The following is a 26,276-nucleotide window of genomic DNA, read 5'->3' on the forward strand; positions in this document are numbered from 1 at the left end:
TCCGGAAAACAAATCGTCTGTGCAGCGATGCGCAAGCTGCTGCACATCGCCTATGGGGTACTTAAATCGGGCCAGCGTTTCGACCCTCAACTGGCCCTTGCTCGGTAATGGGGAAGACGGTATCTACGCTACCTCAGGCCTGCAGCGCCTTGTCCAGCGCACGCTCGATCTGCGCCTGAACACTGGCGCCCATGGCCGACATCAGCAGGCCGAGGTTGAGCAACACGCGCACACGGTCTTCCTCGACCTCGATGCGGCCGTCCGCGCCGCTGCGGCGCACTTCCAGTACGTCACCTTGCCACTCGCAGCGCACGCCGAAATCGCGCTCCAGCTTCGCCGCCAGCTGCTCGGCCTTCACACGAGCGGCGTCCCGGCCAAGGCTGTGGTTGCGCTCGACGATGATGCGGGCCATGGCGACTCCGGACTGCTACTAAAAAGGCGCGCACTATAACAGCTGCCCAGCTGCCAGCCTGCCTCCGGTCAGCCATAGGCTGCGCTGACTTGCCGCTCGCGGCTTGGCGCTCGACGATGCTTTTAGGTTTAGAATGCGAGCACATTCTTCCGGTGACAGTGACATGACCGATCCCCGCAAAGAGCGTGATGCAGAAGCCACCACCCACTTCGGCTACAAGAACGTACCGGAGAGCGAAAAAGCGCAAAAGGTGGCCGAGGTATTCCATTCTGTAGCCGCCAAATACGACCTGATGAACGACCTGATGTCCGGTGGCGTGCATCGCCTCTGGAAGCGCTTCACCATCGAGCTGTCCGGTGTCCGCCACGGCAATCGCGTGCTGGATATCGCCGGCGGCACCGGCGACCTGGCACGCCAGTTCTCGCGCATCGTCGGCCCGACTGGCGAAGTGGTGCTTGCCGATATCAACGCCTCGATGCTCAAGGTCGGCCGTGACCGTCTGCTGGACAAGGGCGTGGCCGACAACGTCAAGTTCGTCCAGGCCGATGCCGAGAAGCTGCCGTTCCCGGACAACCATTTCGATGTGGTCACCATCGCCTTCGGCCTGCGCAACGTGACGCACAAGGAAGACGCCATCGCCTCCATGCTGCGCGTGCTGAAGCCCGGCGGTCGCCTGCTGGTTCTGGAGTTTTCCAAACCGACCAACCAGCTGTTTTCCAAAGCCTACGACGCCTACTCGTTCAGCCTTCTGCCGATGATGGGCAAGCTGATTACCAACGACTCCGAGAGCTATCGCTACCTGGCCGAGTCGATCCGCATGCATCCGGATCAGGAAACCCTTAAAGCCATGATGGCCGACGCCGGATTCGAGCGCGTCACTTACCACAACATGACCGGCGGCATCGTCGCTCTGCACCGCGGCATCAAGCCCTGATGTTGCGCGCTGCCCTGCTGGCCGGCGCCGAGCGCGGCCTCAATGGCGTGTTGCGTCTGGACCCGACCGCCTTGCCGCGGCTGGCCAAGCTCAGCGGTCAGATCATAGAAATCGACTGCACGGCACCGGCGTGGAAGGTCTTCGTCCTGGCCGATGCCGATGGGCTGCGGTTGGCAACGCAATGGGGCAGCGAACCGGATTGCCGCCTGCGCGCTTCCGCCACGGATCTGCTGCGCCTGGCGACAAGCCGCAACAAGACAGCGATCCTGCATGGTCCGGATGTCGAAATTGACGGCGACAGCGGTGTGCTGATGAGCCTCGCCGAAGTGCTGCAGGATCTCGAGCTGGACTGGGAGTACGAGGTGTCGCGCTGGCTGGGTCCGGTCGGTGCGCATCTGCTCGGCTCCAGCGTTCGGCGTCAATCCGAATGGTTGCGACAAAGCGCTGACAGCCTGCAGCAGAACTTGGCTGAATACCTCGGCGAAGAATCACGCGCGCTGGTCGGCACAGCCGAAGCTGAAACGCGCTTCGCTGAACTCGACCGCCTCAAGCTCGACCTCGACCGCCTCGACGCCCGCATCGAGCGGCTCACCCACTTCCAGAAACCAGACCGATCCGAATGAAGCTGTTCGCCGCGGCTCGCCGCCTGTTTCGCATCCTGCTGGTGGTGATCCGCTACCGCCTGGACGACATCATTCTTGACCTGCCGATGCCGTGGTGGCTGCGCGCGACCAGTTACCTGCTGCCATGGCGCTGGCTGCCACGCCGGCGCACCGAGCTCTCTCGAGGCGCTCGCCTGCGCCTGGCACTGGAGGGTCTGGGGCCAATCTTCATCAAGTTCGGCCAGATTCTTTCGACCCGACGCGATCTCCTGCCGCTCGACATCGCCGAAGAGCTGGCCATGCTTCAGGATCGGGTACCGCCATTCGACTCGGCAGTCGCCACAGCGCTCATCGAGCGGGAGCTGGGCGCTCCGGTGGGCGAGGTGTTCGCCCGGTTCGACAGCAAGCCATTGGCGTCCGCCTCCGTCGCCCAAGTGCATGCGGCCAAACTGCGCAGCGGCGAAGAGGTGGTGGTAAAAGTGGTGCGGCCGAACCTTCGCCCAATCATCAGCCAGGACATTGCCTGGCTGTTCCTGCTCGCGAAAACCGCCGAGCGTGCATCGAACGAGGCGCGCCGCCTGCACCTGGTTGAAGTGGTCGACGACTACGCCAAGACCATCTACGACGAACTCGATCTGTTGCGCGAGGCGGCCAACGCCAGCCAGCTCAAGCGCAACTTCCAGGGTTCGCCGCTGCTCTACGTCCCTCAGGTTTATTGGGATTACTGCCGCCCGCAGGTTCTGGTAATGGAGCGTATCTACGGCGTGCCGGTGACCGACATGAAGCGCCTGGCCGAGCAGCGCACCGACATGAAACAGCTGGCCGAGCGCGGCGTGGAGATCTTCTTCACCCAGGTCTTCCGCGACAGCTTCTTCCATGCCGACATGCACCCCGGCAACATCTTCGTCAGCACGCATCAGCCATGGAACCCGCAGTACATCGCGGTGGACTTCGGCATCGTCGGCAGCCTTACTCCAGAAGATCAGGACTACCTGGCGCGCAACCTGATGGCGTTCTTCCGGCGCGACTACCGCAAGGTGGCGCAGCTACACATCGATTCGGGCTGGGTCCCGGCGGAGACCAAGGTCAACGAATTCGAGGCGGCGATCCGTACGGTCTGCGAGCCGATCTTCGAAAAACCCTTGAAGGACATTTCGTTCGGCCAGTTGCTGGTGCGCCTGTTCCAGGTCGCCCGCCGCTTCAACATGGAGGTCCAGCCGCAGCTGGTGCTGCTACAGAAGACGCTGCTGAACATCGAAGGCCTGGGTCGCGAGCTCTATCCGGAACTGGATCTGTGGGCCACGGGCCAGCCATACCTTGAGCGCTGGATGCGCGAACGGATGAGCCCCAAGCAGTTGCTGAAGAACGCCCAGGCGCAGATCGAACAGCTGCCGCACCTGGCCGGCATGACCCGCGAACTGCTCGAGCGCATGTCGGGGCCCCATGCGAATAACCTGCCGCCGCCCTGGCGCGAGCACCATCACCACTGGCCACTGCGTCTGGTTGGCGCGGCACTGCTAGCCGGAGGCGCCACGCTGGCTGCAGCCGCTGAAAGCCTTTCCGCGCTGGCGACTTGGCCTGCCTGGTTGATGCTGGCGGCCGGCATCTACATCGTGGTGCGCCGATAGCCAGCGGTCGGGCAGGCTGGCACACTGCGCGTACAGAGGGGAGAATCCGATGAACTGGCTGGACCAAATCAACTGGAACGAAGACGGGCTGGTACCGGCGATTGCCCAGGACCATCAGACCGGTCGCATCCTGATGATGGCCTGGATGAACCGCGAAGCGCTGGAGCTGACGGCCGTGGAGAACCGCGCCATCTATTGGTCACGTTCGCGTGGCAAGCTGTGGCGCAAGGGCGAGGAATCCGGTCATGTGCAGAAGCTTCACGAGCTGCGTCTGGACTGCGACGCCGATGTCATCGTGCTGATGGTCGAGCAGGTCGGCGGCATCGCCTGTCATACCGGACGCGAGAGCTGCTTCTACCGCGTCTTCGAGAATGGCGATTGGAAAACCGTCGAACCGGTCCTTAAAGACCCGCAGGCGATATACGCGGAGCTCACACATGAGTGATACCTTTTCCCGTCTGGCTGAGGTGCTGGAAGCCCGCAAAGGCGCCGCGGCAGACAGCTCCTATGTGGCCAGCCTCTACCATAAGGGACTCAACAAGATTCTCGAAAAGGTCGGCGAAGAGTCGGTGGAAACCATACTGGCGGCAAAGGATGCTGCAGCCAGCGGTGACGCCAGCGACCTGATCTACGAAACCGCCGACCTCTGGTTTCACAGCCTGGTGATGCTGGCTGCGCTGGATCAGCACCCACAGGCGGTTCTCGACGAACTCGACCGGCGGTTCGGTCTCTCTGGGCACGCGGAAAAAGCCGCTCGCCCGCAATCCTGAAAACAACTTTCGGAGTACTGCAGCATGGGTTTTGGTGGAATCAGCGTCTGGCAACTCCTGATCGTTTTGCTCATCGTGGTCATGCTTTTTGGCACCAAGCGCCTCAAGGGCATGGGCTCGGATCTGGGCGATGCGATCAAGGGGTTCCGCAAGTCCATGGGCACCGATGAGGAAAAACCCGGTGTTGATGAGAAACAAAACCACACCATCGATGCCGAGGCCCGCAAGGTCGAAGAACCGACGAAGAAGAACTGAGGCGCCATGTTCGATATCGGTTTCACCGAACTGCTGCTGATCGGCCTGGTTGCGCTATTCGTACTTGGCCCGGAGCGGCTTCCCGGTGCCGTGCGTACCGCTGGCCTGTGGATCGGCCGGGCCAAGCGCAGCTTTGCCAACATCAAGTCGGAGGTCGAGCGCGAGATTGGCGCCGACGAGATTCGTCGCCAGCTGCATAACGAACGCATCCTCGACCTCGAGCGCGAAATGAAGCATAGCATCATGCCCAGTTCGCCCAGCACCAACAGCACGCCGTCCCCGCAATCAGCCACACCGCCACCGGATGCCAGCCATCTCGAAGACGCAGCGCCCGCTGAAGCCAAACCCGCCGATACGGCGCCCGTACCTCGCCCGGACAAATCGCCTGAGCCATGAGCAATACTTCCACTGATGACCAGGAAATGCCGCTGGTTGCCCACCTGACAGAATTGCGCAAGCGCCTGCTGCGCTGTGTGGTGGCCATCCTGTTGCTGTTTGGCGGGTTGTTCTACTTCTCGCAGCAGATTTATGCGTTGGTGGCCGCGCCTCTGCGCGCCTACCTGCCGGAAGGCGCAACGATGATCGCCACTGGCGTGGCCTCGCCGTTCCTGACGCCGTTCAAGCTGACCATGATGGTCGCTCTGTTCCTGTCGATGCCGGTCATCCTGCATCAGATCTGGAGCTTCATTGCCCCCGGTCTGTACAAGCATGAAAAACGCGTAGCGGTGCCCTTGCTGATCTCCAGCATCTTTCTGTTCTACGGCGGTATGGCCTTCGCCTACTTCGTGGTGTTCCCCATCATGTTTGGCTTCTTTGCCAGCGTGACACCTGAAGGTGTGGCGATGATGACCGACATTGGTCAGTACTTGGATTTCGTCCTGACGTTGTTCTTCGCCTTTGGTGTGGCCTTCGAGATTCCGGTGGCGACCTTTCTGCTGATCTGGGTAGGAATCGTCGATGTCGCGACCTTGCGCAAGAGCCGTCCCTACGTTGTGGTCGGCTGCTTTGTCGTCGGCATGGTGTTGACGCCACCTGACGTGTTCTCACAGGCATTGCTCGCCGTGCCCATGTGGATACTGTTCGAGGCCGGTCTGATCTGCGGCAGCATGGTGAAGAAGCGCGAAGAGGAATTTCGCGGCGACGCCGATAGCAGCGAGCCTCACCCCGGCGACCAGCCGCCCGCTTCACGTCCGTGAACCTGTTGCTGCTAGAGGCTGCCGACTTCGTCGCCGCCGATCGGGTAATCCTGCGTGACCGGCGCCTGAAGCACCTCCAGGAAGTTCACCGCGCGGAGGCGGGCGAATCCCTGCGGGTCGGGCTGTTAGGCGGGCAGATGGGCCGGGGGCACCTGCTACGTCTGGATGCCCAGGAAGCGGAACTTGAGGTCCAGCTGCAGCAGGCACCACCCGCCAAGTTGCCCGTAACGCTGCTGTTGGCCTTGCCTCGACCAAAGATGCTGCGCCGAGTGCTACAGACAGTCGCCAGCATGGGCGTGCCCCGGCTTGTACTGCTCAATAGCTATCGCGTGGAAAAGAGCTTTTGGCAGACCCCGTTTCTTGAGCCCCAGGCCATCCGCGAACAGCTGCTGCTGGGTTTGGAGCAAGCCCGCGATACCCTGTTGCCTGAGGTCATCATCGAGAAGCGCTTCAAACCTTTCGTCGAGGACCGTCTGCCACAGCTGGTCGCCGGCACTCGGGGCCTGGTCGGTCACCCAGGTGAATACCCTCCCTGCCCGCGCGCGCTGAGCGAACCGGTGACACTCGCCATCGGTCCCGAAGGCGGCTGGATACCCTATGAAATTGAGAAGCTGACCGAAGCAGGGCTTCAGCCCGTGCAGCTTGGCGATCGCATTCTTCGCGTTGAGACCGCTGTCAGCGCCTTGCTGGCGCGCCTGTTCTGAAGATTCGCTAGCCGAGATGCGAAGCAGTACCGATGAACGTAGCGCACGCAAGCGGTGCACACAGGTCAGAACCTGTGAACCCCTCAATCATAGTTGTAGCCATGCGACCTTTGACCATAGATCTTCACCGCTTGGAGTACGCGCTGGAAAACCGTGATGCCAGTGAGCATTACCTGGACTTGGAGTCCGGCCAGATTCAGGCGGTTTTCCCGGGAGAAACCGTCCCGGGGGCCGACGAAAAATATGATGTGCAGGAGGATCGCTACCTGCATATCGAGCCACTCGGGCTGCCCCAGTCTATTGCGATGCGTGAGGCGTTCCTGTTCACCCAGCATGACCCCAACGCCCACACCGTCCTCGCTCATGCTCTGCAAGGGCGCAAGCCGCTGCGAACCTTCGATTTCAAGCTGGAAGACTTCCCGGATGTTCGCCAGGCCTGGCTGGACTACCAGACCGTCCAGCTACGCGAGTACGCAATAACCTGGTTGCACGATAACGGCCTCGAACCCTCAAGCCGCTGACCGCACCTGACCCTGGCGTCGTAACCTCAGGCCTCAAGCAGGAAGGTCACCGGCCCGTCGTTCTGCAGATACACCTGCATATCGGCACCGAAGCGGCCGCAGGCGACTTTCGCGTGCTGCAGGCGCGCCTGAACGACAAGATAATCGTAGAGTTCTTCGCCAAGTGCCGGAGGGGCGGCGGTTGAGAAGCTCGGCCTCAGACCACTGCCTGTGTCTGCCGCCAAGGTGAATTGAGACACCAGCAACAAACCACCACTGACGTCTGACAGCGAGCGGTTCATCTTGCCGTTTTCATCGCTGAAGACCCGGTATCGCAGGAGTTTGTGCAAGAGCTTATCGGCATGCGCCCGATCATCTTCTCGCTCTACACCGACCAACACCAGCAGCCCCTGGTCAATCGAGCCGACCACCTCGTCCGCCACCTCGACCCGCGCCTGTCGCACGCGCTGGATCAATGCCTTCATCAGGCTTCCTCAGGAGGAAGGTCGAGCAGTCGTTGCGCTATATCGGCAGCAGTACGGACCAGCGCATCGCAGATGCCGGACTCGGAAGCCGAGTGCCCCGCTTCACGGATGATCTGCAGCTCGCTGTTGGTCCACGCCTCGTGGAGCGCCCAGGCGTTGTCCAGCGGGCAGATGACGTCGTAGCGGCCATGAACAATGATGCCTGGCAGGTGCGCGATCTTGTGCATGTCGCGCAAGAGCTGATCGGGCTCCAGAAAGGCCTGGTTCACGAAGTAATGACATTCGATACGTGCCATTGCGAGCGCGCGATGGGTATCGGAGAAGCGGTCGACAACCTGGGTGTTTGGCCGCAAGGTGGCGGTACGCCCCTCCCAGCATGACCAGGCTTTGGCCGCATGCATCTGGGCGATCTGGTCGGTCCCAGTCAGGCGCTTGTGGTACGCCTGCATCAGGTCACCGCGCTCCTCCGGTGGAATCGGCGCAATGAAATCCTGCCAATAGTCCGGGAACAGTCGGCTGGCACCATCCTGATAAAACCACTCGAAGTCCTTCGGCCGGCAGAGAAAGATGCCCCGAAGGATCAGCGCATGCACGTGTTCTGGAAAAGCCTGGGCGTAAGCAAGTGAAAGGGTTGAGCCCCAGGAGCCGCCGAACAGCACCCACTTATCAACACCCAGGAATTCGCGGATGCGCTCCATGTCGGCGATCAGGTGCGCCGTGGTGTTATTTTCCAGGCTGGCGTGGGGGGTCGAGCGACCGCAACCACGCTGATCGAAGGTAATGATGCGGTAAAGGTTGGGGTCGAAGAAACGACGACTCAACGCATCACAACCACCGCCTGGCCCACCGTGGACGAAGACCACAGGCAGGCCCTCCGGCGACCCACTCTCGTCGACGTAAAGCACATGCGGCGCTTCGACCGCCAGCTCATGTCGGGCGTAGGGTTTGATCTCCGGATACAAGGTTTGCATGGCACACTCCATGATCGGTGCGCGGGTCGCGAACCCGCCTGACGTTTCCGGCATCATAACGAGGTTCGAGAGGTTAGGCATGCCCGTATGGAAATTAGCTGCCGCGTTCGTGGCAGTAATGATAATGCTGGTCGGATGTGGTCGCGATGATCCAGAAGCTGCGCTGCTGGCGGCGGTTGAATCGCTGCAGGAAAGCATCGAAAACAAGGACACCTCAGAACTGATGGACCTCATCCACGACGAGTTCAGCGCCGACCGAGAGTTGGACCGGGACTGGGCACGACGCACGGCTGCCTTGATGTTCTTGCGTCACCGCAACGTGGCCGTCATCGCGCTTAATAGCCGAAGTTGGCTAGATCCAACCTACCCGGACAAAGGCTACAGCGAGGCACAGGTCGCACTGACCGGCGCTGAGGGCTGGCTACCGCAGCGCCTCGGGCACTACGACGTGCGCCTCGAGTGGTGGCTTACGGACGGACAATGGCAGCTAGCGCGGTTGAATTGGGAATAGTAGGACCGCAGACTCGGGCGCGCAGTGAAGCCAACACATGCGCGACAATCTCAGCCCGCCTCGCCGCGCCAGATCAGCTCGCGGGTGTCATAGCCCCGCTTACGCGCTTCGTTGAGCAGCTTGTCGCGCGTAGCCGCGTCGATTTCTTTGTCTCGCGACAGTAGCCAGAGGTTGTCTCGGTCCGGGCTGCCGACCAGTGCGACGCTGTAGTCGTCGGCCAGATATAGGATCCAATAGTGACCCTTGGTCAGGCCTGGAAAAATATTGCTGAACCAATTGTCGAAGCGAACCCAGAGCTTATCTGTCTGGCCTTGCTGCTGCGGCACGGCCTCACCGCGCGCATCTTGCTGCTCACCGTCTTCGGTTTCGCAACGATTGGTCACCGCCACACTGCCGTCGTCCTGCAGGCGGTAATTCGCCTGCGAACGCACACAATTGCGCTGAAAGAACATCGGCAGGCGCGCCTGCTCGTACCAAGTGCCTTGATAGCGTTCCAGATTGACCTTGCCAGCGGTTTCCGGCCCGTCCGCACTGCTACCGGCACCGGCGCATCCGGTGATCAGCAGTGCAGAAAAAAGCGCAACGCCCAGACGCATAGGGACTCCTTATTTCAGGCCTTGGCCCGAAAACATCATGACTTTGTCACCAGCGAACTGGATGCTGATAAAACGGTTTTTCTGCCCCCAGGTACAGCTCGACATGCCTAGCGCGCCAGCACACTCGCCCGGTTTGCCTAGCAATTTTTCGACCTCGGCACGGGACATTCCCGCCTGCAGTTTGGCGAAGTTTTCCTGGGTGACCGGGCTGCACGCAGCCAATAGCACAACAGCAACGATCAGCGATAAATAACGCAACGACATGGCAGATTCCTTTATTCCGAGTCAGCGGCGGGCCTTGCTTGGCCTTGCCTTGCGGTAACAGATAGAAAACAAGCCGCCCAGGAAGGTTCCTCGGCAAAGCTAGAAGCGGGAGCCAGGCTCAGTGAGAAAAGCCCGTTCAGCCTCGCTAGAGCTGCGCCCAAGAATCGCATTGCGATGGGGGAAACGGCCGAAACGCGCAATGACTTGCCGGTGGCGCTCAGCGAAGTCGAGAAAGCCGGCAAAAAGGTTTTGCTCATCGGCATCGGCTATGCCCAGAAGCTGCTCGAACTGCTGCACGGCCTGATCCTGCACGCTGAGGTTTTCAGCGTGTTCTAGCACCAGATAGATGAATACTCGCTGGAGCGGCGCCAGCAGAACATCGCTCCATGAGCCATGCCCTCCCGCACGAGCTGCAGCGCTCGTTCGTCCCCGGCATAGGCCCTCGGTGTGCCGCGATAGATCATGCGTGGGAGTTGATCAAGCAGAAGGACGAGCGCGAGCCAGCCATGCGGCGACTCGGCCCACTCGCTCAACTCGCCAGCGAGCGCGCGCTCAGTCAGATCACCGAAACGCTCGCGGGCTTCGGCATCCTGTTCGGGCTTGTAACCGAACCAGAGGCTGTTTTTTGCGTCAGCTATATCACGAGCGGTGGCGCCCTCACCGAACCACCAGTCCAGCAGGTCCTGCGAGGGCAAGCTCACCTGTCAAGCCTTGTGGTAGGCAGTGACACGCTCGACTTCTTCCCTCGAACCCAGGAACACCGGCACACGCTGGTGCAGCGACTCGGGCTGGACGTCGAGGATACGCTGAGTGCCGGTGGTTGCTGCGCCACCGGCCTGTTCGATGATGAAGGACATCGGGTTGGCTTCATACATCAGGCGCAGCTTGCCAGCCTTGCCCGGCTCGCGAGAGTCCTTCGGATACATGAACATGCCGCCGCGGGTCAGGATGCGATGCACGTCGGCCACCATCGAGGCGATCCAGCGCATGTTGTAGTTTTTGTTCAACGGGCCTTCGTTGCCGGCCAACAATTCACCCACGTAGCGCTGAACCGGTGCTTCCCAGTGGCGCTGGTTGGACATATTGATAGCGAATTCAGCGGTGCTTTCCGGAACGCGTATGTTCTCGTGGGTCAGCACGAAGCTGCCCAGTTCGCGGTCGAGGGTAAAGCCCATGACGCCGTTGCCCAACGTCAGCATCAGCATGGTTTGCGGCCCGTAGATCGCATAACCCGCAGCGACCTGCTTGGTGCCCGGCTGCAGGAATGCTTCCTCACCGAGCGCATCGTTCTGCGTGAAGCATTCACCGGGGCAGCGCAGTACGGAGAAGATGGTGCCGACCGACACGTTGACGTCGATATTGCTGGAGCCGTCCAGCGGATCGAAGACCAGCAGGTAGGCGCCCTTCGGGTACTTGCCAGGAATCTGGTAAGCATTGTCCATCTCTTCGGACGCCATGCCGGCCAGGTGGCCGCCCCATTCGTTAGCTTCGAGCAGGATCTCGTTAGAGAGGACGTCGAGTTTCTTTTGGACTTCGCCCTGGATGTTCTCGGTTTCGGTCGCGCCGAGAACACCGCCCAACGCGCCCTTGGAAACGGCGTAGCTGATCTCCTTGCACGCTCGAGCCACTACTTCGATAAGGAAGCGCAGATCTGCAGGGGTGTTGTTGCTGCGGGTCTGCTCAATCAAGTAGCGACTCAGGGTTACGCGTGACATGGAATGGCTCCGGAGGATGGATAAGCCCGCGCAGTTTAGCAGGCCGGGGGGAAACTAACCCTCCCTCAGACCGTCCGACAGGCCCCAGAGTTCAGCGAAGCGGCAAAGTGCCTGCAGGCACCCTTTCACCAATCTGGAGTCACTCCCCCTTACACGGAGGCGGCATCGGTCCAAGCAGCCATGCCGACAAGCCGCCCCACATCGCCCGTCATAGCACCTTCCAGATCTCCTGAGCGTACTCACGGATAGTACGGTCCGACGAGAACCAGCCAGTACGCGCCGTATTGAGCACTGCCGAGCGCCACCAGCTGTCGGCGTCGCGCCAGCGCGCTTCAACCTCCAGCTGCGCCGCCCAGTAGGCTTCGAAGTCGGCACACACCATGAAGGTGTCGTGCCATTTCAAGCCGTCAATCAAGGCGGTATAACGACCCGGGTCTTCAGCCGAGAAGGCGCCGTTGCGGATCGCCATCAGGACTTCGTTAAGCCGCGGCGAACCGATAATGGTGGCTTCGGCGTTGTACTCGTTGGCCTGTTTGCGCGCCTCGACCTCCTGCGCGGTCATGCCAAAGATGAACATGTGGTCGGCACCAATCTGCTCGCACATCTCGACGTTGGCGCCATCCAGCGTACCGATGGTGAGTGCGCCGTTGAGGGCGAACTTCATGTTACTGGTCCCCGACGCCTCGAGTCCGGCGGTGGAGATCTGCTCGGACAGATCCGCGGCGGGGATGATGCGCTCGGCCAGACTGACGTTGTAGTTCGGCAGGAACACGACCTTCAGCAGACCACGCACGGTCGGATCATCGTTGATGGTCCGTGCGATATCGTTGGTCAATTTGATGATCAGCTTGGCTGTGTGATAACTGGCCGCCGCCTTGCCGGCGAAGATCTTCACGCGCGGCACCCAATGGCCGCCCGGATCGGAGCGAATCGCCTGATACAACGCGACGGTATGCAGCAGGTTCAGCAGCTGACGCTTGTACTCGTGGATGCGTTTGACGTGCACATCGAACAGCGCATTTGGGTCAACGGTGATCCCCAGCCGCTCCTGAATCATGCGCGCCAGCAGCTTCTTGTTGCCCAGGCGCTGGGCGGCGAAGCGGGCGCGGAAATCCGGTTGGTCGGCGTAGGGCTCCAGCTGGCGCAGCAATGTCTCCGGCGAGTCGAGCAGTTCCTCGCCGATATGATCGACCAGCAGACGGGTCAGCTGTGGGTTGGCCTGATACAGCCAGCGGCGGAAGGTGATGCCGTTGGTCTTGTTGCTGATCCGCTTGGGGTACAGCGAATGCAGATCGGTGAACACCGTTTCGCGCATCAAGCCGGTGTGCAGCGCTGATACACCATTGACGCAATGCGAACCGAGAAACGCCAGGTTGCCCATGCGCACGCGACGGCCGTGGCCTTCTTCGATCAGCGAGACCGAGCGCAGGAGGTTGACGTCATGGATGCCGCGCTCACGCAAGGCATCGAGATGCTGGGCGTTGATCAGATAGATGATCTGCATGTGCCGCGGCAGCAGGCGCTCCATCAGCCCGACGGGCCAGGTTTCTAGTGCCTCGGGCAGCAGCGTGTGATTGGTGTAGGACAAGGTGCCGACCGTCAGCTCCCAGGCCTTGCGCCACGGGATGTCGTGCACATCCACCAGCAGGCGCATCAACTCGGCAACGGCAATGGCCGGGTGCGTGTCGTTGAGCTGAATCGAAGCGAATTCGGGCAGGTTCATCAGTGTGCCGCGCTGGTCCAGATGCCGGCGCAACAGGTCCTGCAAGGATGCCGCAACGAAGAAATACTCCTGCCGCAGGCGCAACTCCTGCCCTGCTTCGGTGCTGTCGGCGGGGTACAGCACACGGGAAATACTCTCGGCGCGTGCTTCCTCGGCGACCGCACCGATGTGATCGCCAGCGTTGAAGCGCTCCAGATGGAAGTCCGCCTCCGCCCGCGCACGCCAGAGGCGCAGCGTGTTGACGCTAGCACCGCGCCACCCCACCACGGGCGTGTCATAGGCAATCGCGCGAACCCCTTCGGCCCAATGCCAGAAATGCTTGGGTTGATCGCTGCTGCCATCGGAGGGCATCGCCGCCACGCTGCCGCCAAAGCCGATCAGGTAGCTGACTTCCGGGCGCTCGAATTCCCATGGATTGCCGAAGTTCAGCCAGGTTTCGGTCTGCTCGTGTTGCCAGCCGTCGACGATGGCCTGGCGGAACAGGCCATGGTCGTAGCGGATGCCGTACCCATGCGCGGCCACACCAAGGGTCGCCATGCTTTCCATGAAGCAAGCCGCAAGCCGACCCAGCCCACCATTGCCCAGTGCAGCATCAGGTTCCAATGTACGGATGCGCTCGAAGTCGATGTCTACGCCGGCCAGCGCCTCGCGCGCCACATCGAGCAGGCCCAGATTGCTGAGGCTGTCAGTGAGCAGGCGGCCGATGAGAAATTCCAGCGAGAGGTAATAGACCCGCTTCTTCCCTTCACGGTAACCCTGCCGAGTACGGTCCATCCACTGGTCGATCATGCGGTCACGCGTGGCCAGCGCCACCGCCTCGAACCAGTCATGGTCGGAGGCATGCTCGGGGTCCTTGCCAATTGAATAGGTCAGCTTGCTGATCACGTTTTCCCGAAAAGCGGCGACCTCGTCAGCGTTGGGAGCAGTCGTTTCTTGCGTCATGGACAGACCTCATGCAGCGGGTGAAGGGATATGAAGGATTCATGGCAGCGCCAAGCCACCTCGGAAAAACCGCACTACAGACAGGTTTGCAGGTTTCTGCAGCATCCGGGCGACCGTCTGTCCGGCGTTCGACTCGTCGGTTTCACTGGAAATTCCACCCCGTGTCGCTATGATCGCGCGCCGCCATTACCGATACCCTCGCCGTGAAGACACGTTTGATCGCCTCTGCCGACCCCGAACGCCTGGAAACCTGGGCGCGCTACAGCAACGGCCTGTGCCGAGATTGCCACGCCACTTGTTGCACCTTGCCGGTCGAAGTACGAATTGACGACCTGATCCGTCTCGAGGTGGTCGATGCCTTCGAGCGTGATGAGCCGCTAAAGAGTGTTGCCAAACGCCTGAGCAAGGAAGGCCTCATCGAACACTTCAATCAGAAGCACGGCATTTTCACCCTCACGCGACTGGCCAACGGCGACTGTCTCTACCTCGATCGCAAGACTCGCTTGTGCACGGTCTATGCCAAGCGCCCGGACACTTGCCGCAACCACCCGCATGTCGGTCCACGGCCCGGCTACTGTGCCTATCAGCAGAAAACCGCAGCGCGCTGATGGCAGCTTGCGGGTCATCCGGAACGGCACCTCGTGGTCGCCAAAAAGCGTTGCGGAAACTGGCAATATCGTGACTCAGCAGTCATGCTTGACGTCTGCCTGTATCCGCACACGTTAGGAATCCACCCGGCATGAGCCGCGATAGCCGCTACCTGGAAGCCATTCTGCACCACGACATCCCACTGACCCGGGCGATGGGCCTGCGCGTCGAGCATTGGGAAAACCATGAGCTGCGTGTGAAGGTGCCGCTGCAAGCGAACATCAACCACAAAAGCAGCATGTTCGGCGGCAGTCTTTACTGCGTATCGGTGCTGGCTGGCTGGGGCTGGCTGCACCTGCGCCTGCGCGAGGCCGGGATCGACGATGGTCATATCGTCATCCAGGAAGGTCAGATCGACTATCCGCTGCCAGTGGTGGATGACGCCACTGCTATCTGCTCGGCGCCGGACGAGGGCGCTTGGGAGCGATTCGAGACGATTTACCGTCGCCGTGGCCGCTCACGCCTGACCCTGCACAGCCGCATTCTCGCTGCGGATGGCCGCGACGCAGTGCGCTTCACCGGTCAGTTCGTGCTGCATAAGTAACCGCACAGCCGCTCCATCTGCACTGCCGGGGTGCGCGCAGCTTGTTGAGCGCGCGGACGCCCCGGCGTCGCTGAATCCTCAGGCGCCACCGCAACCGCTTCAATGGACGCGTGATTACCGCTGGCTGCGCTGCGATCTGTTGATTTACCCCGCCTCGCCTGCGCTCACCCTCCAAGGGCTGGCATGCAAGCCCGCAACAGACTACGCTCCAACCGCCAACAATAAAAAAAACAGCGTCAAGGAGCCGATGCCATGGGCCTGCCCCGTATAGCCATCCTATTGCTCAGTATTCTGCTCGCCATCAGCGGTGAGGCGCATGCCGAGTTACCTAAGAACTATCAGATCATCCTGCAGACCGACAACTTCCCACCCTTCAACATGGGGCCCAGCCACAAGAACTTCGCCCGTGGTGATGAGATTCAAGGCATCGCCACCGACACCGTTCGGGAAATCTTCAAACGCGCCGGCATCGGCTATAGCCTGACGCTGCGCTCTCCATGGGACCGCATCTACACACAGACATTCACGGACAGCGGTCATGGGCTGTTTTCCGTCGCCCGTACGCCGCAGAACGAAGGGCAGTTCAAGTGGGTAGGCCCCTTGGCCCGCTATGAAAGCGTACTGCTCGCGGCCGCAGACAAGCGCATCGACCTGAGCACCCTGACGCAGGCCAAGGGGTTGCAAATCGGCGCACAGAAAAGCAGCGGTGTCAGCCAGTATCTGGAGAGCCAGGGCTTACGGCCGACCGACAGTCTCAGCGAAGAGGAAAACCTGCGCAAACTGCTCAGTGGCCGCCTCGATCTATGGGCCACGGCCGATCCAGTCTGGCGTTATCACGCCAAGGAGCAGGGAGCAGAAGGCCTCACGCCGGTGCTGAGTTTTCGCGCTGAAGACCTGTACCTGGCGCTGCATAAGGACACGCCCGACGAAGCCGTCGAGCGTTTGCAGGGCGCGCTCAATGAGGTGATCGGTGAGGGGTATGCCGGCTGCAGCAAGACCCCTGACCTCTGCTACCTGATACGTGACCGCAAGGTGCCGTGACCGCAACGGGTCACGACAAGCTCACACGTAGCGCGACTTGGGCGTAGCCATGGGCAACGGGCCGTCGCCGATCAGACGGAACTCGCCCTTGGACGCATCGTAGGCGCGAATTTCGCTGGTGCCAATGTTGTAGACCCAACCGTGAATGAACAGCTGCCCACTGGCCAACCGCGCCGCGACCGAAGGGTGTGTGCGCAGGTGATCAAGCTGCGCAAGGACGTTTTCCTCGGTCAGCACGCCCAGTGTGTTGTGGTCGGCGCAGCCGCAATTTTCTTCGACAACGGTGCGGGCCACTTCAGCGTGACGCAGCCAGCTGCGTACGGTCGGCATGCCGTCGAGGCTCGAAGGGTTCAGCACCGCTTTCATCGCGCCGCAATCGGAATGCCCACAGACAATGATGTGATGCACACCGAGCGCCATCACCGCGAACTCGATGGCGGTCGACACGCCGCCGTTCATGATTCCGTAGGGCGGCACGATATTGCCGACATTGCGGGTCACGAACAGGTCGCCCGGCGAGCTCTGGGTGATCAACTCGGGCAGGATGCGCGAGTCTGCACAGGTAATGAACATCGCCCGCGGCGTCTGCTCGTGGGCAAGCTTGTTGAACAGCTCGCGCTGCTCCGGATAGATGTCTTCGCGGAACTGAATAACCCCTGCGATCAGGTTGTCGAGCGCCTCCTGCGCTGTTTCGGTCGTCTTCTCATCGAGACTCATAACACGATCTCTCTTATGGTTTGGTTAGGTACGACGTTGCACGTTCAAGGCCGGACACTGCACAGATGTGACAGACCGTAACGAACGCCGGAGCATGGCCCGGCGTGATGAATTAGAAGATAGACCAGCCAATGCTCTGCGAGAGCTTCTCCAGTGCCGCCATGCCAATCAGCGAATTACCTGCCTGGTTCAGCTCCGGCGACCAGACGCAGACCGTGAAGCGCCCCGGCACGACCGCAACGATGCCACCGCCTACGCCGCTCTTGCCGGGCAACCCGACGCGGTAAGCGAAGTTGCCAGCCTCGTCATAAAGGCCGCTGGTGGCCATGATCGCATTGACCTGTTTCGCTTGGCGCCGCGTCAGCACCGGCTCGCCGCCCGCCAGGCACGCGCCGTCGCGGGCCAGAAAGCCAAACGCGCGGGCCAGGTCGACGCAGCTCATGCGCAGCGCGCAATGGTGGAAGTAGCTGCGCAACACCGCCTCGACATCATTATGGAAATTGCCAAATGCCTGCATCAGGTACGCCATCGCAGCGTTACGCGCACGGTGCTGGTACTCCGAATCAGCCACTACCGAGTCGGAGACAATCAGTGGGTTGCCCGACAGATGCCGAACAAAATCACGCATGGACAGGGCCGGCACGGCGAAGCGCGACTGGTTGATGTCGCAGATCACCAGCGCCCCGGCATTGATAAAAGGGTTACGTGGCTTGCCGCGTTCGAACTCCAGCTGCACCAGCGAATTGAACGGTTGCCCTGACGGCTCGTGCCCCAGCCGCTCCCACAACGACTCACCACCATGCTGAATCGCCTGCACCAGGCTGAAGACCTTCGAAATACTCTGGATCGAAAACGGCGTTTTCGCATCGCCAGCGTGATAGAGCTCACCGTCGGCGCTGTACACCGCGATCCCCAGCTGATCAGCCGGCACGTGTGCCAGCGCTGGAATATAGTCAGCCACCTTGCCTTGACCAAGCAGCGGTCGAACTTCGTCGAGGATTTCTCGCAATAGGCTTTGCATGCGGGTCTCATCTGGATAAAACGCGAAAGTGCCTGCCAGGCCAACTACAGCGGAGCTGCTGGGTCGGGTTGAGCTCGCAGTCACCCATCGGCTAACAGACGCCAGCCGAACCGTGGTCATCACAGCTAACGCCAGGCATGGCGTAATTTTTCCAGCGCCTGGGCTATCTCATGTTCATCGACCCCGGCAAAGCCCAACACCAGGCCGGCAAGCGGGCCCTGCCCCGGCTCGGCCAGGCAATATTCGCTCAGGGCACTGAGTTCGACGCCAACCGCAGCCGCCTTGTTCAAGAGCTCTCGTTCTCGCGCCAGGCTCGCCAAGGGAACACAGACGTGCAGGCCAGCTTCAATCTGAGGCAGCGCTACCCCTGCTTCGACCGTGGGCCAGTCACGCATCAAGACATCACGCCGCGAACGTGCAGCACGGCGCATTCGTCGGATATGGCGCTGGAAGTGCCCTGCAGCAATAAATTCGGCAAGCACCGCCTGGGTACCAATCTCCGAATGGCGCATACCCAGGGTTCGCAGCTGCGTCAGCGGCTCGACCAGCGCGGGCGGTACTACGAGGTAGCCGAGCCTCAACGCCGGAAACAATACCTTGGAAAAGGTACCGACATAGAGCACACGACCCTGCCGATCCAGCGACGCCAAAGTCGCCAATGGCGTACCGCTGTAGCGGTACTCGCCGTCGTAGTCGTCCTCGATGATCCAGGCCTGCGTGCGCTCTGCCCACTCAAGCAGCTCCAGGCGCCGGGCCAACGAGAGGGTCACGCCGCTGGGGTACTGGTGCGAAGGTGTGACATAGGCCAATCGGCAATCATGCAACGCCGCGAGCTGTCGCGTATCCAGGCCATCTCTATCGACAGCAACACCACGCAGCCGCGCCCCAGCGACCGCAAAGGTCTGGGCAGCCGCGCGATAGCACGGGTTCTCCAGCGCCACGCTGTCGCCTGGCTGCAATAACAATTGAGTGCAAAGGCTGATGGCCTGCTGCGCACCACTGGTGACCACGATCTGCTCGGGTGTGCAGCGCAGGCCACGACCGTTACGCAGATAGGCCGCGATCATCTCTCGCAAACGACGATCACCTGCAGCCTCGCCGTAACCGAGCTGCTCCAGCGGCGGGGCGCGCCAGAACTGCGCCTGCAAACGAGACCAGACATCGAAGGGAAACAAGTCGAGCGCCGGCAGGCCCAGGCGAAACGCGCGGGGCGGCCCCTCGCGTGGCGCACCGGGACCGTAGGCTTGTAGCCGAGCCTGCAAGGCGTGGGGAATCTGAACCTCTAGCGCGGACGGCATCGCTGCAGGCATCCCGCCGCCCAGTTCAGCTACATAAGTACCGTCGCCTGTACGGCCTTCGATGTAACCCTCGGCGTAAAGCTGGTCGTAGGCACGCACCACGGTATTACGCGACACGCCGAGCGTTTCGGCCAGCTCACGACTGGCCGGCAGTCGCATCCGGCAGGCCATGCGGCCGTCGAGGATGCGCTCACGTAGGGCCTGGTACAGCTGGCGGGCCAACCCCTGGTGTGGGTCGAGCTTGAATCCAGCGGGATCGAGGGGCAACGACGGCTTGGTGGTCACTTTGATGGCCTGAACAGCAGCGATGTAACAGCCTAAATTGGCCCCTTCAAAAAGGCTATAAATGGATCTTACACAGGACCATTTCGCGGCATAGCATCGCGGTATTCATCCAGAGAATCTCGCCATGTATAGCCCTGCCACCTTCCGTATCGATGACCTAGCCGAGCTGCATGGATTTATCGAAGAGTCGCCACTGGCTGTTGTAGTGACTGCTGGCGAACAGGGGCTGCTTGCCAGTCACTTGCCGCTGTTGCTGGAGCAGCACCGTGGGAACCGTGGCACGCTGCATGGTCATTTCGCCAGAGCCAACCCGCAATGGCGCGAGCTGGCTAATGGCGCCGAGGTGCTGGTCGTGTTCACAGGCCCCTCTGCATACGTCAGCCCTGGCTATTACCCGAGCAAGGCGCGCGACCCTAAAGTCGTACCAACCTGGAACTACACGGCCGTGCATGTCCGCGGTCGCGCCGAGGTCTTCGACGACCCGGCGCGCCTGATCGAGCTGGTCCGCGCCCAGAGCGAGCATCACGAACGCAACCAGCCAAAACCCTGGTCGCTGGACGACGCACCCGCCGACTATCTGAGCGGCATGCTTCGAGCAGTTGTCGGCTTTTCCCTGCCGATCGAACGCATCGAAGGCAAATGGAAGCTGAGCCAGAACCAGACCGCGGAAAACCGCAGCGGCGTGAGGGATGCTCTGGCATCCAACCCGGCCGTCAGCGACCACGAAGTGGCGCGCCTGATGAACACCCTGTCCTGAAACTTATCGTCGGATTTGCACCAATGCCGAATCTGGAACTGCGCCCCGTCACCCAGGCCGACTACAGCGCCTGGCTGTCACTCTGGCAGAGCTACCAACGCTTCTATGAAACCGAAATCGCAGCGCAGATCAGCCAGGTCACCTGGCAACGCTTTCTAGATCCTGACGAGCCCATGCACGCCGCCCTGGCGTGGCGCGGCGCGCAGGCCGTTGGGCTCGTGCATTTTATCTATCACCGCTCATGCTGGACGACGGCTGATTATTGCTACCTGCAGGACCTGTTCGTCGATGATGCACTTCGTCGTACAGGCGTCGGTCGCGCACTGATCGAACACGTCTATACCGCGGCGCATGTAGCTGGCGCCTCGCGGGTGCACTGGCTGACCCAGGAACACAACGCGACGGCCATGCAGCTTTACGAGCGGGTCGCTGAGCGGTCGGGCTTCGTTCAGTACCGCCGCATGCTCTAGCCGACATTGCCAGACGTCTTCCTGGCACAGGCGTCAGACATCATTACGATCGGTAATCGGACGACGGCTATTCGCCCCCTTGCGATGGGCTCAGGTATATTGCCGCCCGCTTCACGGGGCACGGCCTGTGCCTCGGGCATCACGACAAGGAAAGAAAAAGAATGAAACTCAAACGTGCAGCGGGCCTGCTGGCGCTCTCGATCGCAGTGAGCGGCTGCTCTACCGCGACGTACTTCAAGCTGCCCGAGAACAGCAAAGTCTCGGTCTATGAGCGGCCGCAGCAATATTCGCAAGGGCTGGTCAAGACACGCCCGTTCTTCTGGACAGCAGCCGGCGGTATCCCCTACAAGCTGAGCAGCGACGACGGCGAACTGTTGCAGCAGGGTAAGTTGCGTGCGCGCTTCCGTGTCGCGTCTATCTTCTGGCCGCCGGGCGGCATCATCTATTGGCCGATGGGCTTCGGTCAGCGCTGCTATGACCTGACCGGCGCCGCGCCGCTCAGCTGCACTCAGGGCGACCTGAAGGATCTTCGAAGCCAGCGCCGTCTCGACCGCTAGGCTTCGGCGACGCATCGCCCCGGCACACACCGGGGAGGTGCTCGATCCAGCCGTCGACCCGCGAACACGCGCATCAAATCGTCTAAAACTTTTCCGGCCGCAGCACTTCGACCTCAGCCAGGTAGCAGACCATGGCGAAGTTATCGTAGTAGCGAACCTGCAGGTGCTCAGCGATGCGCTCGGCGAGTTCGCGGTTGCAGATGATCTCCAACCGGATATTGCTCTCGGTGTCCCACTCGGCACTGCGCACGCCGCGACTGCCGCGGCCGCGCGCTTCGGACAGGGTCCAGCCCGGTGCGCCGAGGTGGTCGAGATCGGCCACCAGTTTCTTTTCCAGTGCTGCTTCGCAGATCACGGTAAGCAGCGTTCGGGTCGCAGTCGTCATGTCAAAGTCCCCAGGCGATCAAGGTTTCGGCCAGCGCGAGATACAGCGGAATACCAATCAGGATGTTGAACGGAAAGGTAATCCCCAACGACGCCGTCAACGACAGCGAGGGATTGGCTTCCGGCAATGCCAGGCGCATGGCGGCCGGCACGGCGATATAGGAAGCACTGGCAGCCAGCGTAGCGAGCATCGCAGTGCCGCCGAGCGACAGGCCCATCAGCCGAGCCAGCAATGCACCGATCACCGCGCCAATCAGCGGCATGCCAAGACCAAACACCGCCAGACGCAGGCCATAGCGCTTCAATGAACCCATCTGGCCGGAGGCGATAAGCCCCATCTCCAACAGAAAAAGCGCCAGCACCGGCTTGAACATGCTGGTGTAGAACGGTTCAAGCGGCTTGATGCCTTCCTTGCCCGCGATGGCGCCAATGATCAAACCGCCCAGCAGCAGCATGATGCTCTTGCCCAGGAAGATCTCGCGCCCCAGCTCCTTCCAATGGGTATCGCGGCTGATGCCCTTGGCGAGGATGATGCCGATGAGAATCGCCGGGATTTCAAGAATAGCCACGAACAGCGGCATGTAGCTCTCGAAGGCAATCTTGTTGGCCAGCAGAAAGGCGACCACCACGGCAAAGGTACCGGCACTGACCGAACCGTAGTGCGCCGCGACGCTGGCCGAGTCGACGCGAGAAAAGCCCAGCAGGCGCAGCAACGGAAACGCCAGCAGCGGCAGCATACAGCCAAGCAGCAGGACCAACGCCGACTGGCCCAGCAGTGCCGCACTGGCCTGCTCGGCCAGCTCGACGCCGCCGTGCAGACCGATGGCCAGCAGCAGCAGGATGGACAGCGTTTCGTACAACGCCGGTGGCAGTTTCAACTCACTCTTCACCAACCCGGCAAACAGGCCGAACAGGAAGAACAGCACTACTGGGTCGAGCCCCATCGATACCTCCCGGATGCGTTAAACAGGCAAAAAAAGGGAGCCTTTCGGCTCCCTGGCGACAATTGCTTAGGCCTCGATCTCGATCAAAAGATCGCCGGGCGTCACCCGATCACCCTTAGCCACATGCACCGCTTTCACCTTACCTGCAATCGGAGCCTGAATCTCGGTTTCCATCTTCATCGCTTCGCTGATCAGCACGGCCTGGCCGGCCTTGACCGTGTCGCCTTCCTTGACCAGCACATCCACGACATTGCCCGGCATGCTGGTGCTGACGTCGCCTGGACCATTGGCCTGCTTGCGCTGACCACCGCTGCCGCTACCGACAAAGTTGTTCAACGGCTCGAAGACCACCTCTTCCGGCATGCCGTCGATGGAGAGGAAGAAATGTCGCTTGCCCTCGCCTTTGACGCCTACGCCGGTGATGTCGACGCGGTAGGTCTCGCCGTGGACGTCGATGACGAATTCGGTGGGCACGCCTTCGCCGCTGGCCGCGGTCGCCGTGCTGCCGTCGGGAATTGGTAGCAGTACCTCCGGTTGCAGGGTGCCGGCCTCGCGCTCCTCGAGGAACTTGCGCCCGATGTCGGGGAACATGGCGTAGGTCAGCACGTCCTCTTCGCTATGAGCCAGCGCACCGATTTCCTGGCGCAGCTTGTCCAGTTCCGGCTTGATCAGGTCGGCCGGACGCACCTCGATGATTTCTTCGCCGCCGATGGCCTGGCGCTGCAGTTTGGTGTCGATGGCGCCCGGCGCTTTGCCGTAGCGGCCCTGCAGGTAGAGTTTCACCTCGTTAGTGATGGTCTTGTAGCGCTCGCCCGCCAGTACGTTGAAGAACGCCTGGGTACCGACGATCTGCGAGGTCGGGGTAACCAGCGGCGGATAGCCCAGATCCTTGCGCACGCGAGGGATTTCGGCGAGCACTTCGTTCATGCGGTTGAGAGCACCCTGTTCCTTGAGCTGGTTGGCTAGGTTGGAAATCATCCCGCCCGGAACCTGATTGACCTGCACGCGGGTATCGACACCGGTGAATTCGCTCTCAAACTGGTGGTATTTCTTGCGCACCGCATGGAAGTACAGGCCGATCTCCTGGATCAGTTCCAAGTCGAGACCAGTGTCATAGGGCGTGCCGCGCAGGGCGGCAACCATGGACTCGGTGCCTGGGTGGCTGGTGCCCCAAGCCATGGAAGAAATCGCCGTGTCGATGTGATCGGCGCCGTTCTCGATGGCCTTGAGCTGACACATGCTGGCCACACCAGCGGTGTCATGGGAGTGGATGAACACCGGCAGGTCGATTTCGGCTTTCAGCGCGCGCACCAGATCGCCGGTGGCAAACGGGGTGAGCAGACCCGCCATGTCCTTGATCGCGATGGAGTCGACGCCCATGTCGCGCATCGCCCGGCCTTGCTCGACGAACAGCTCGACGGTGTGAACGGGGCTCGTGGTGTAGGCGATGGTGCCCTGGGCATGCTTGCCGGTCTTCTTCACCGCCCGGATGGCGGTTTCGAGGTTACGCACATCATTCATTGCATCGAAGATACGAAACACGTCGATGCCGTTGTCTGCGGCCTTGGCACAGAAGGCCTCGACCACATCGTCGGCGTAGTGCCGGTAGCCGAGCAGATTCTGCCCGCGCAGCAGCATCTGCAGGCGCGTGTTGGGCAGCGCCGCCTTGAGCTGGCGCAAGCGCTCCCAAGGGTCTTCCTTGAGGAAGCGCACGCAGGCGTCGAACGTCGCGCCGCCCCAGACTTCCAGCGACCAGTAACCGACGCGGTCGAGCTTGTCGCAGATCGGCAACATGTCTTCGGTGCGCATGCGGGTGGCGATCAGCGACTGGTGGGCGTCACGCAGGATGGTGTCGGTAACGGTGATTTTTTTCTGAGCAGTCATGGGTTCGTTCCTCACAGGCCTGCGTGGGCGGCGATGGCGGCGGCGATGGCCAGGGCCAGTTCGCCCGGCTTGCGTTTGATCGAGTAGTTCAGCAGTTCCGGATGGTTATCGACGAAGCTGGTATTGAACTGCCCGCTGCGGAAATCCGGATTTTCGAGAATCTTCTGGTAGTAGCTGGCGGTGGTTTTCACGCCCTGCACGCGCATGTCGTCCAGCGCGCGAGAGCCACGCGCCAGCGCCTCTTCCCAGGTCAGCGCCCAGACGATCAGCTTCAGGCACATGGAGTCATAGTAGGGCGGAATGGTGTAACCGGTGTAGATCGCCGTATCGGTGCGCACGCCCGGCCCGCCGGGGGCGTAGTAACGCGTGATCTTGCCGAAGCACGGCAGGAAATTGTTGCGCGGCTCCTCGGCGTTGATCCGAAACTGCAGGGCGAAGCCGCGATACTGGATGTCTTCCTGCTTCACCGAGAGCGGCAGGCCGGAGGCGATGCGGATCTGCTCACGGACAATGTCAATGCCGGTGATTTCCTCGGTGATGGTGTGTTCCACCTGCACCCGGGTATTCATTTCCATGAAGTACACCTCGCCATCGGCGAGCAGGAACTCCACGGTACCGGCGTTCTCATAACCCACCGCTTTGGCCGCGCGCACCGCCAGGTCGCCGATGTAGGCGCGCTGTTCCGGGGTGAGCTGTGGGCTCGGGGCGATCTCGATGAGCTTCTGGTTGCGGCGCTGAATCGAGCAATCGCGCTCGAACAGGTGCACGGTGTTGCCGAACGAGTCGGCAAGAATCTGCGCCTCGATGTGCTTGGGCTCGACGATGCACTTTTCGAGGAACACATCGGCGGAACCGAAGGCCTTGGTCGCCTCGGAGATCACCCGTGGATAGGCCTGGGCCAACTCGTCCCGCGAGTTGCAGCGGCGAATGCCGCGGCCGCCACCACCGGAGGTTGCCTTGAGCATTACGGGATAGCCGATACCATCAGCCGCTGCCAGCGCCTCCTCCACATTCGCGACGTTGCCTTCGGTGCCCGGCGTGACCGGCACACCGGCCTTGATCATGCTGCGCCGCGCCTCGGTCTTGTCGCCCATGCGGCGAATCACTTCGGCGCTCGGGCCGACAAAGCGGATACCACGCTCGGCGCAGATTTCCGCCAGTTCGGCGTTCTCGGACAGAAACCCATAGCCGGGATGCAGGGCATCACAGCCCGTTTCTACCGCCAGGTTCACCAGCTTGCGCGGGTTGAGGTAACCGGCAAGTGGGTCGTCGCCAATGAAATGAGCCTCGTCAGCGCGTTTGACATGCAGGGCATGGCGGTCGGGCTCGGCGAACACCGCCACCGAGCGCACGCCCATTTCGGCACAGGCCCGCACGATGCGGACGGCAATTTCACCGCGGTTAGCGATCAGCAGCTTCTTGATCACGCTGTCATTCCCTCGGTCGATGAGCAGAAGGCCGCCGGGTGGGGCCACGTCACGCCTGCACATCGTGCAGGCCTATAAACCCTACGCCTGC

Annotated in this window: 31 protein-coding genes and 2 pseudogenes; 18 read left to right on the forward strand and 15 right to left on the reverse strand. The window is 61.4% G+C overall.

The genetic code is table 11. The features are described 5' to 3' along the window. A pseudogene (locus CXK96_RS21000) lies at nucleotides 1-108 on the forward strand (IS110 family transposase); the annotation flags it as partial. 25 nt (nucleotides 109-133) lie between these two features. On the opposite strand, the gene CXK96_RS14040 reads toward CXK96_RS21000, so the two are convergent. After that, the gene (locus CXK96_RS14040; protein ID WP_102837069.1) at nucleotides 134-412 is read right to left on the reverse strand and encodes a polyhydroxyalkanoic acid system family protein; all 279 of its coding nucleotides are present in this window, start codon (nucleotides 410-412) and stop codon (nucleotides 134-136) included. A 163-nt stretch (nucleotides 413-575) separates the two neighbouring features. Here CXK96_RS14040 and ubiE point away from each other — a divergent pair, with 163 nt between their 5' ends. From ubiE to CXK96_RS14090, 10 genes are all read left to right on the forward strand, one after another. Further along, the gene (gene ubiE / locus CXK96_RS14045; RefSeq protein ID WP_102837070.1) at nucleotides 576-1,346 is read left to right on the forward strand and encodes a bifunctional demethylmenaquinone methyltransferase/2-methoxy-6-polyprenyl-1,4-benzoquinol methylase UbiE; all 771 of its coding nucleotides are present in this window, start codon (nucleotides 576-578) and stop codon (nucleotides 1,344-1,346) included. Further along, a complete protein-coding gene (locus CXK96_RS14050) occupies nucleotides 1,346-1,969 on the forward strand; it encodes a ubiquinone biosynthesis accessory factor UbiJ (protein ID WP_102837071.1) in 624 nt (207 codons plus the stop codon). Before ubiE ends, CXK96_RS14050 begins: the two co-directional genes overlap by 1 nt. Next, complete coding sequence (ubiB, locus tag CXK96_RS14055) at nucleotides 1,966-3,576, forward strand: ubiquinone biosynthesis regulatory protein kinase UbiB (protein WP_102837072.1); 1,611 nt, start codon at nucleotides 1,966-1,968, stop codon at nucleotides 3,574-3,576. The genes CXK96_RS14050 and ubiB overlap by 4 nt, the downstream gene beginning before the upstream one ends. 49 nt (nucleotides 3,577-3,625) lie before the next feature. Next, nucleotides 3,626-4,021, forward strand: coding sequence for a phosphoribosyl-AMP cyclohydrolase (hisI, locus tag CXK96_RS14060; RefSeq protein WP_102837073.1), 396 nt, complete (start codon nucleotides 3,626-3,628; stop codon nucleotides 4,019-4,021). After that, on the forward strand, nucleotides 4,014-4,346 hold the full coding sequence (locus CXK96_RS14065; RefSeq protein ID WP_019340500.1) for a phosphoribosyl-ATP diphosphatase: 333 nt from the start codon (nucleotides 4,014-4,016) through the stop codon (nucleotides 4,344-4,346). The genes hisI and CXK96_RS14065 overlap by 8 nt, the downstream gene beginning before the upstream one ends. Before the next feature lie 24 nt (nucleotides 4,347-4,370). Continuing rightward, nucleotides 4,371-4,601 (forward strand): twin-arginine translocase TatA/TatE family subunit, encoded by a 231-nt coding sequence (gene tatA / locus CXK96_RS14070; RefSeq protein ID WP_102837074.1) that lies wholly within the window; start codon nucleotides 4,371-4,373, stop codon nucleotides 4,599-4,601. A 6-nt stretch (nucleotides 4,602-4,607) separates the two neighbouring features. Then, nucleotides 4,608-4,997: a Sec-independent protein translocase protein TatB gene (tatB, locus tag CXK96_RS14075; protein ID WP_102837075.1), complete on the forward strand. Its 390-nt coding sequence runs from the start codon at nucleotides 4,608-4,610 to the stop codon at nucleotides 4,995-4,997. Beyond that, on the forward strand, nucleotides 4,994-5,797 hold the full coding sequence (gene tatC, locus CXK96_RS14080) for a twin-arginine translocase subunit TatC (protein ID WP_102837076.1): 804 nt from the start codon (nucleotides 4,994-4,996) through the stop codon (nucleotides 5,795-5,797). The genes tatB and tatC overlap by 4 nt, the downstream gene beginning before the upstream one ends. Beyond that, complete coding sequence (locus CXK96_RS14085) at nucleotides 5,794-6,501, forward strand: 16S rRNA (uracil(1498)-N(3))-methyltransferase (RefSeq protein WP_102837077.1); 708 nt, start codon at nucleotides 5,794-5,796, stop codon at nucleotides 6,499-6,501. The genes tatC and CXK96_RS14085 overlap by 4 nt, the downstream gene beginning before the upstream one ends. 101 nt (nucleotides 6,502-6,602) lie before the next feature. Next, nucleotides 6,603-7,022, forward strand: coding sequence for a UPF0158 family protein (locus CXK96_RS14090; protein ID WP_102837078.1), 420 nt, complete (start codon nucleotides 6,603-6,605; stop codon nucleotides 7,020-7,022). Between the two features lie 26 nt (nucleotides 7,023-7,048). On the opposite strand, the gene dtd is transcribed toward CXK96_RS14090, so the two are convergent. Together dtd and pip are read right to left on the reverse strand one after the other, a co-directional pair. Next, nucleotides 7,049-7,486: a D-aminoacyl-tRNA deacylase gene (dtd, locus tag CXK96_RS14095; protein WP_102837079.1), complete on the reverse strand. Its 438-nt coding sequence runs from the start codon at nucleotides 7,484-7,486 to the stop codon at nucleotides 7,049-7,051. Beyond that, a complete protein-coding gene (pip, locus tag CXK96_RS14100) occupies nucleotides 7,486-8,457 on the reverse strand; it encodes a prolyl aminopeptidase (protein WP_102837080.1) in 972 nt (323 codons plus the stop codon). Before pip ends, dtd begins: the two co-directional genes overlap by 1 nt. Before the next feature lie 79 nt (nucleotides 8,458-8,536). On the opposite strand from pip, the gene CXK96_RS14105 reads away from it, so the two are divergent. Next, complete coding sequence (locus CXK96_RS14105) at nucleotides 8,537-8,968, forward strand: hypothetical protein (protein WP_102837081.1); 432 nt, start codon at nucleotides 8,537-8,539, stop codon at nucleotides 8,966-8,968. Between the two features lie 50 nt (nucleotides 8,969-9,018). Here CXK96_RS14105 and CXK96_RS14110 read toward each other — a convergent pair whose 3' ends face one another. The 5 genes and pseudogenes from CXK96_RS14110 to CXK96_RS14130 form a co-directional block, all read right to left on the reverse strand. Further along, nucleotides 9,019-9,564, reverse strand: coding sequence for a lipocalin family protein (locus CXK96_RS14110; protein WP_102837082.1), 546 nt, complete (start codon nucleotides 9,562-9,564; stop codon nucleotides 9,019-9,021). 9 nt (nucleotides 9,565-9,573) lie between these two features. After that, on the reverse strand, nucleotides 9,574-9,828 hold the full coding sequence (bamE, locus tag CXK96_RS14115; protein ID WP_102837083.1) for an outer membrane protein assembly factor BamE domain-containing protein: 255 nt from the start codon (nucleotides 9,826-9,828) through the stop codon (nucleotides 9,574-9,576). A 99-nt stretch (nucleotides 9,829-9,927) separates the two neighbouring features. Further along, nucleotides 9,928-10,529 (reverse strand): annotated as a pseudogene (locus tag CXK96_RS14120) (DUF924 family protein). Nucleotides 10,530-10,532: 3 nt separating this feature from the next. Further along, nucleotides 10,533-11,543 (reverse strand): class 1 fructose-bisphosphatase, encoded by a 1,011-nt coding sequence (locus tag CXK96_RS14125; protein WP_102837084.1) that lies wholly within the window; start codon nucleotides 11,541-11,543, stop codon nucleotides 10,533-10,535. A gap of 208 nt (nucleotides 11,544-11,751) precedes the next feature. Further along, nucleotides 11,752-14,208, reverse strand: a complete 2,457-nt coding sequence (locus CXK96_RS14130) for a glycogen/starch/alpha-glucan phosphorylase (RefSeq protein WP_102837085.1) — start codon at nucleotides 14,206-14,208, stop codon at nucleotides 11,752-11,754. A 203-nt stretch (nucleotides 14,209-14,411) separates the two neighbouring features. On the opposite strand from CXK96_RS14130, the gene CXK96_RS14135 reads away from it, so the two are divergent. The 3 genes from CXK96_RS14135 (at nucleotide 14,412) to CXK96_RS14145 (ending at nucleotide 16,441) form a co-directional block, all read left to right on the forward strand. Further along, nucleotides 14,412-14,816: a YkgJ family cysteine cluster protein gene (locus CXK96_RS14135; protein WP_102837086.1), complete on the forward strand. Its 405-nt coding sequence runs from the start codon at nucleotides 14,412-14,414 to the stop codon at nucleotides 14,814-14,816. Nucleotides 14,817-14,947: 131 nt separating this feature from the next. Then, nucleotides 14,948-15,400, forward strand: a complete 453-nt coding sequence (locus CXK96_RS14140) for a thioesterase domain-containing protein (RefSeq protein WP_102837087.1) — start codon at nucleotides 14,948-14,950, stop codon at nucleotides 15,398-15,400. A gap of 252 nt (nucleotides 15,401-15,652) precedes the next feature. Further along, nucleotides 15,653-16,441, forward strand: a complete 789-nt coding sequence (locus CXK96_RS14145) for a substrate-binding periplasmic protein (RefSeq protein WP_102837088.1) — start codon at nucleotides 15,653-15,655, stop codon at nucleotides 16,439-16,441. A 21-nt stretch (nucleotides 16,442-16,462) separates the two neighbouring features. On the opposite strand, the gene CXK96_RS14150 is transcribed toward CXK96_RS14145, so the two are convergent. The 3 genes from CXK96_RS14150 to CXK96_RS14160 form a co-directional block, all read right to left on the reverse strand. Then, complete coding sequence (locus CXK96_RS14150) at nucleotides 16,463-17,158, reverse strand: carbonic anhydrase (protein ID WP_102837089.1); 696 nt, start codon at nucleotides 17,156-17,158, stop codon at nucleotides 16,463-16,465. 112 nt (nucleotides 17,159-17,270) lie between these two features. Then, nucleotides 17,271-18,179, reverse strand: coding sequence for a glutaminase B (gene glsB / locus CXK96_RS14155; RefSeq protein ID WP_102837090.1), 909 nt, complete (start codon nucleotides 18,177-18,179; stop codon nucleotides 17,271-17,273). Between the two features lie 125 nt (nucleotides 18,180-18,304). Next, nucleotides 18,305-19,762 carry a PLP-dependent aminotransferase family protein gene (locus tag CXK96_RS14160; protein WP_102837091.1) on the reverse strand — a complete coding sequence of 486 codons (1,458 nt, stop codon included), beginning with the start codon at nucleotides 19,760-19,762 and terminating at the stop codon, nucleotides 18,305-18,307. 124 nt (nucleotides 19,763-19,886) lie between these two features. Here CXK96_RS14160 and CXK96_RS14165 point away from each other — a divergent pair, with 124 nt between their 5' ends. The 3 genes from CXK96_RS14165 (at nucleotide 19,887) to CXK96_RS14175 (ending at nucleotide 21,546) form a co-directional block, all read left to right on the forward strand. Continuing rightward, nucleotides 19,887-20,519, forward strand: coding sequence for an FMN-binding negative transcriptional regulator (locus tag CXK96_RS14165; RefSeq protein ID WP_102837092.1), 633 nt, complete (start codon nucleotides 19,887-19,889; stop codon nucleotides 20,517-20,519). A 23-nt stretch (nucleotides 20,520-20,542) separates the two neighbouring features. Beyond that, nucleotides 20,543-20,989 (forward strand): GNAT family N-acetyltransferase, encoded by a 447-nt coding sequence (locus tag CXK96_RS14170; RefSeq protein WP_102837093.1) that lies wholly within the window; start codon nucleotides 20,543-20,545, stop codon nucleotides 20,987-20,989. Nucleotides 20,990-21,150: 161 nt separating this feature from the next. Further along, nucleotides 21,151-21,546 (forward strand): hypothetical protein, encoded by a 396-nt coding sequence (locus CXK96_RS14175; protein ID WP_102837094.1) that lies wholly within the window; start codon nucleotides 21,151-21,153, stop codon nucleotides 21,544-21,546. 82 nt (nucleotides 21,547-21,628) lie between these two features. On the opposite strand, the gene CXK96_RS14180 is transcribed toward CXK96_RS14175, so the two are convergent. The 4 genes from CXK96_RS14180 to CXK96_RS14195 form a co-directional block, all read right to left on the reverse strand. Then, nucleotides 21,629-21,931, reverse strand: a complete 303-nt coding sequence (locus tag CXK96_RS14180) for a P-II family nitrogen regulator (RefSeq protein ID WP_102837095.1) — start codon at nucleotides 21,929-21,931, stop codon at nucleotides 21,629-21,631. A gap of 1 nt (nucleotide 21,932) precedes the next feature. Next, nucleotides 21,933-22,874 carry a sodium-dependent bicarbonate transport family permease gene (locus CXK96_RS14185; RefSeq protein WP_102837096.1) on the reverse strand — a complete coding sequence of 314 codons (942 nt, stop codon included), beginning with the start codon at nucleotides 22,872-22,874 and terminating at the stop codon, nucleotides 21,933-21,935. Between the two features lie 66 nt (nucleotides 22,875-22,940). After that, complete coding sequence (oadA, locus tag CXK96_RS14190; protein ID WP_102837097.1) at nucleotides 22,941-24,758, reverse strand: sodium-extruding oxaloacetate decarboxylase subunit alpha; 1,818 nt, start codon at nucleotides 24,756-24,758, stop codon at nucleotides 22,941-22,943. 11 nt (nucleotides 24,759-24,769) lie between these two features. After that, complete coding sequence (locus tag CXK96_RS14195) at nucleotides 24,770-26,185, reverse strand: acetyl-CoA carboxylase biotin carboxylase subunit (protein ID WP_102837249.1); 1,416 nt, start codon at nucleotides 26,183-26,185, stop codon at nucleotides 24,770-24,772. Nucleotides 26,186-26,276: the final 91 nt, after the last annotated feature.

Source organism: Stutzerimonas stutzeri, assembly GCF_002890895.1.
GTDB lineage: Bacteria > Pseudomonadota > Gammaproteobacteria > Pseudomonadales > Pseudomonadaceae > Stutzerimonas > Stutzerimonas stutzeri_AB.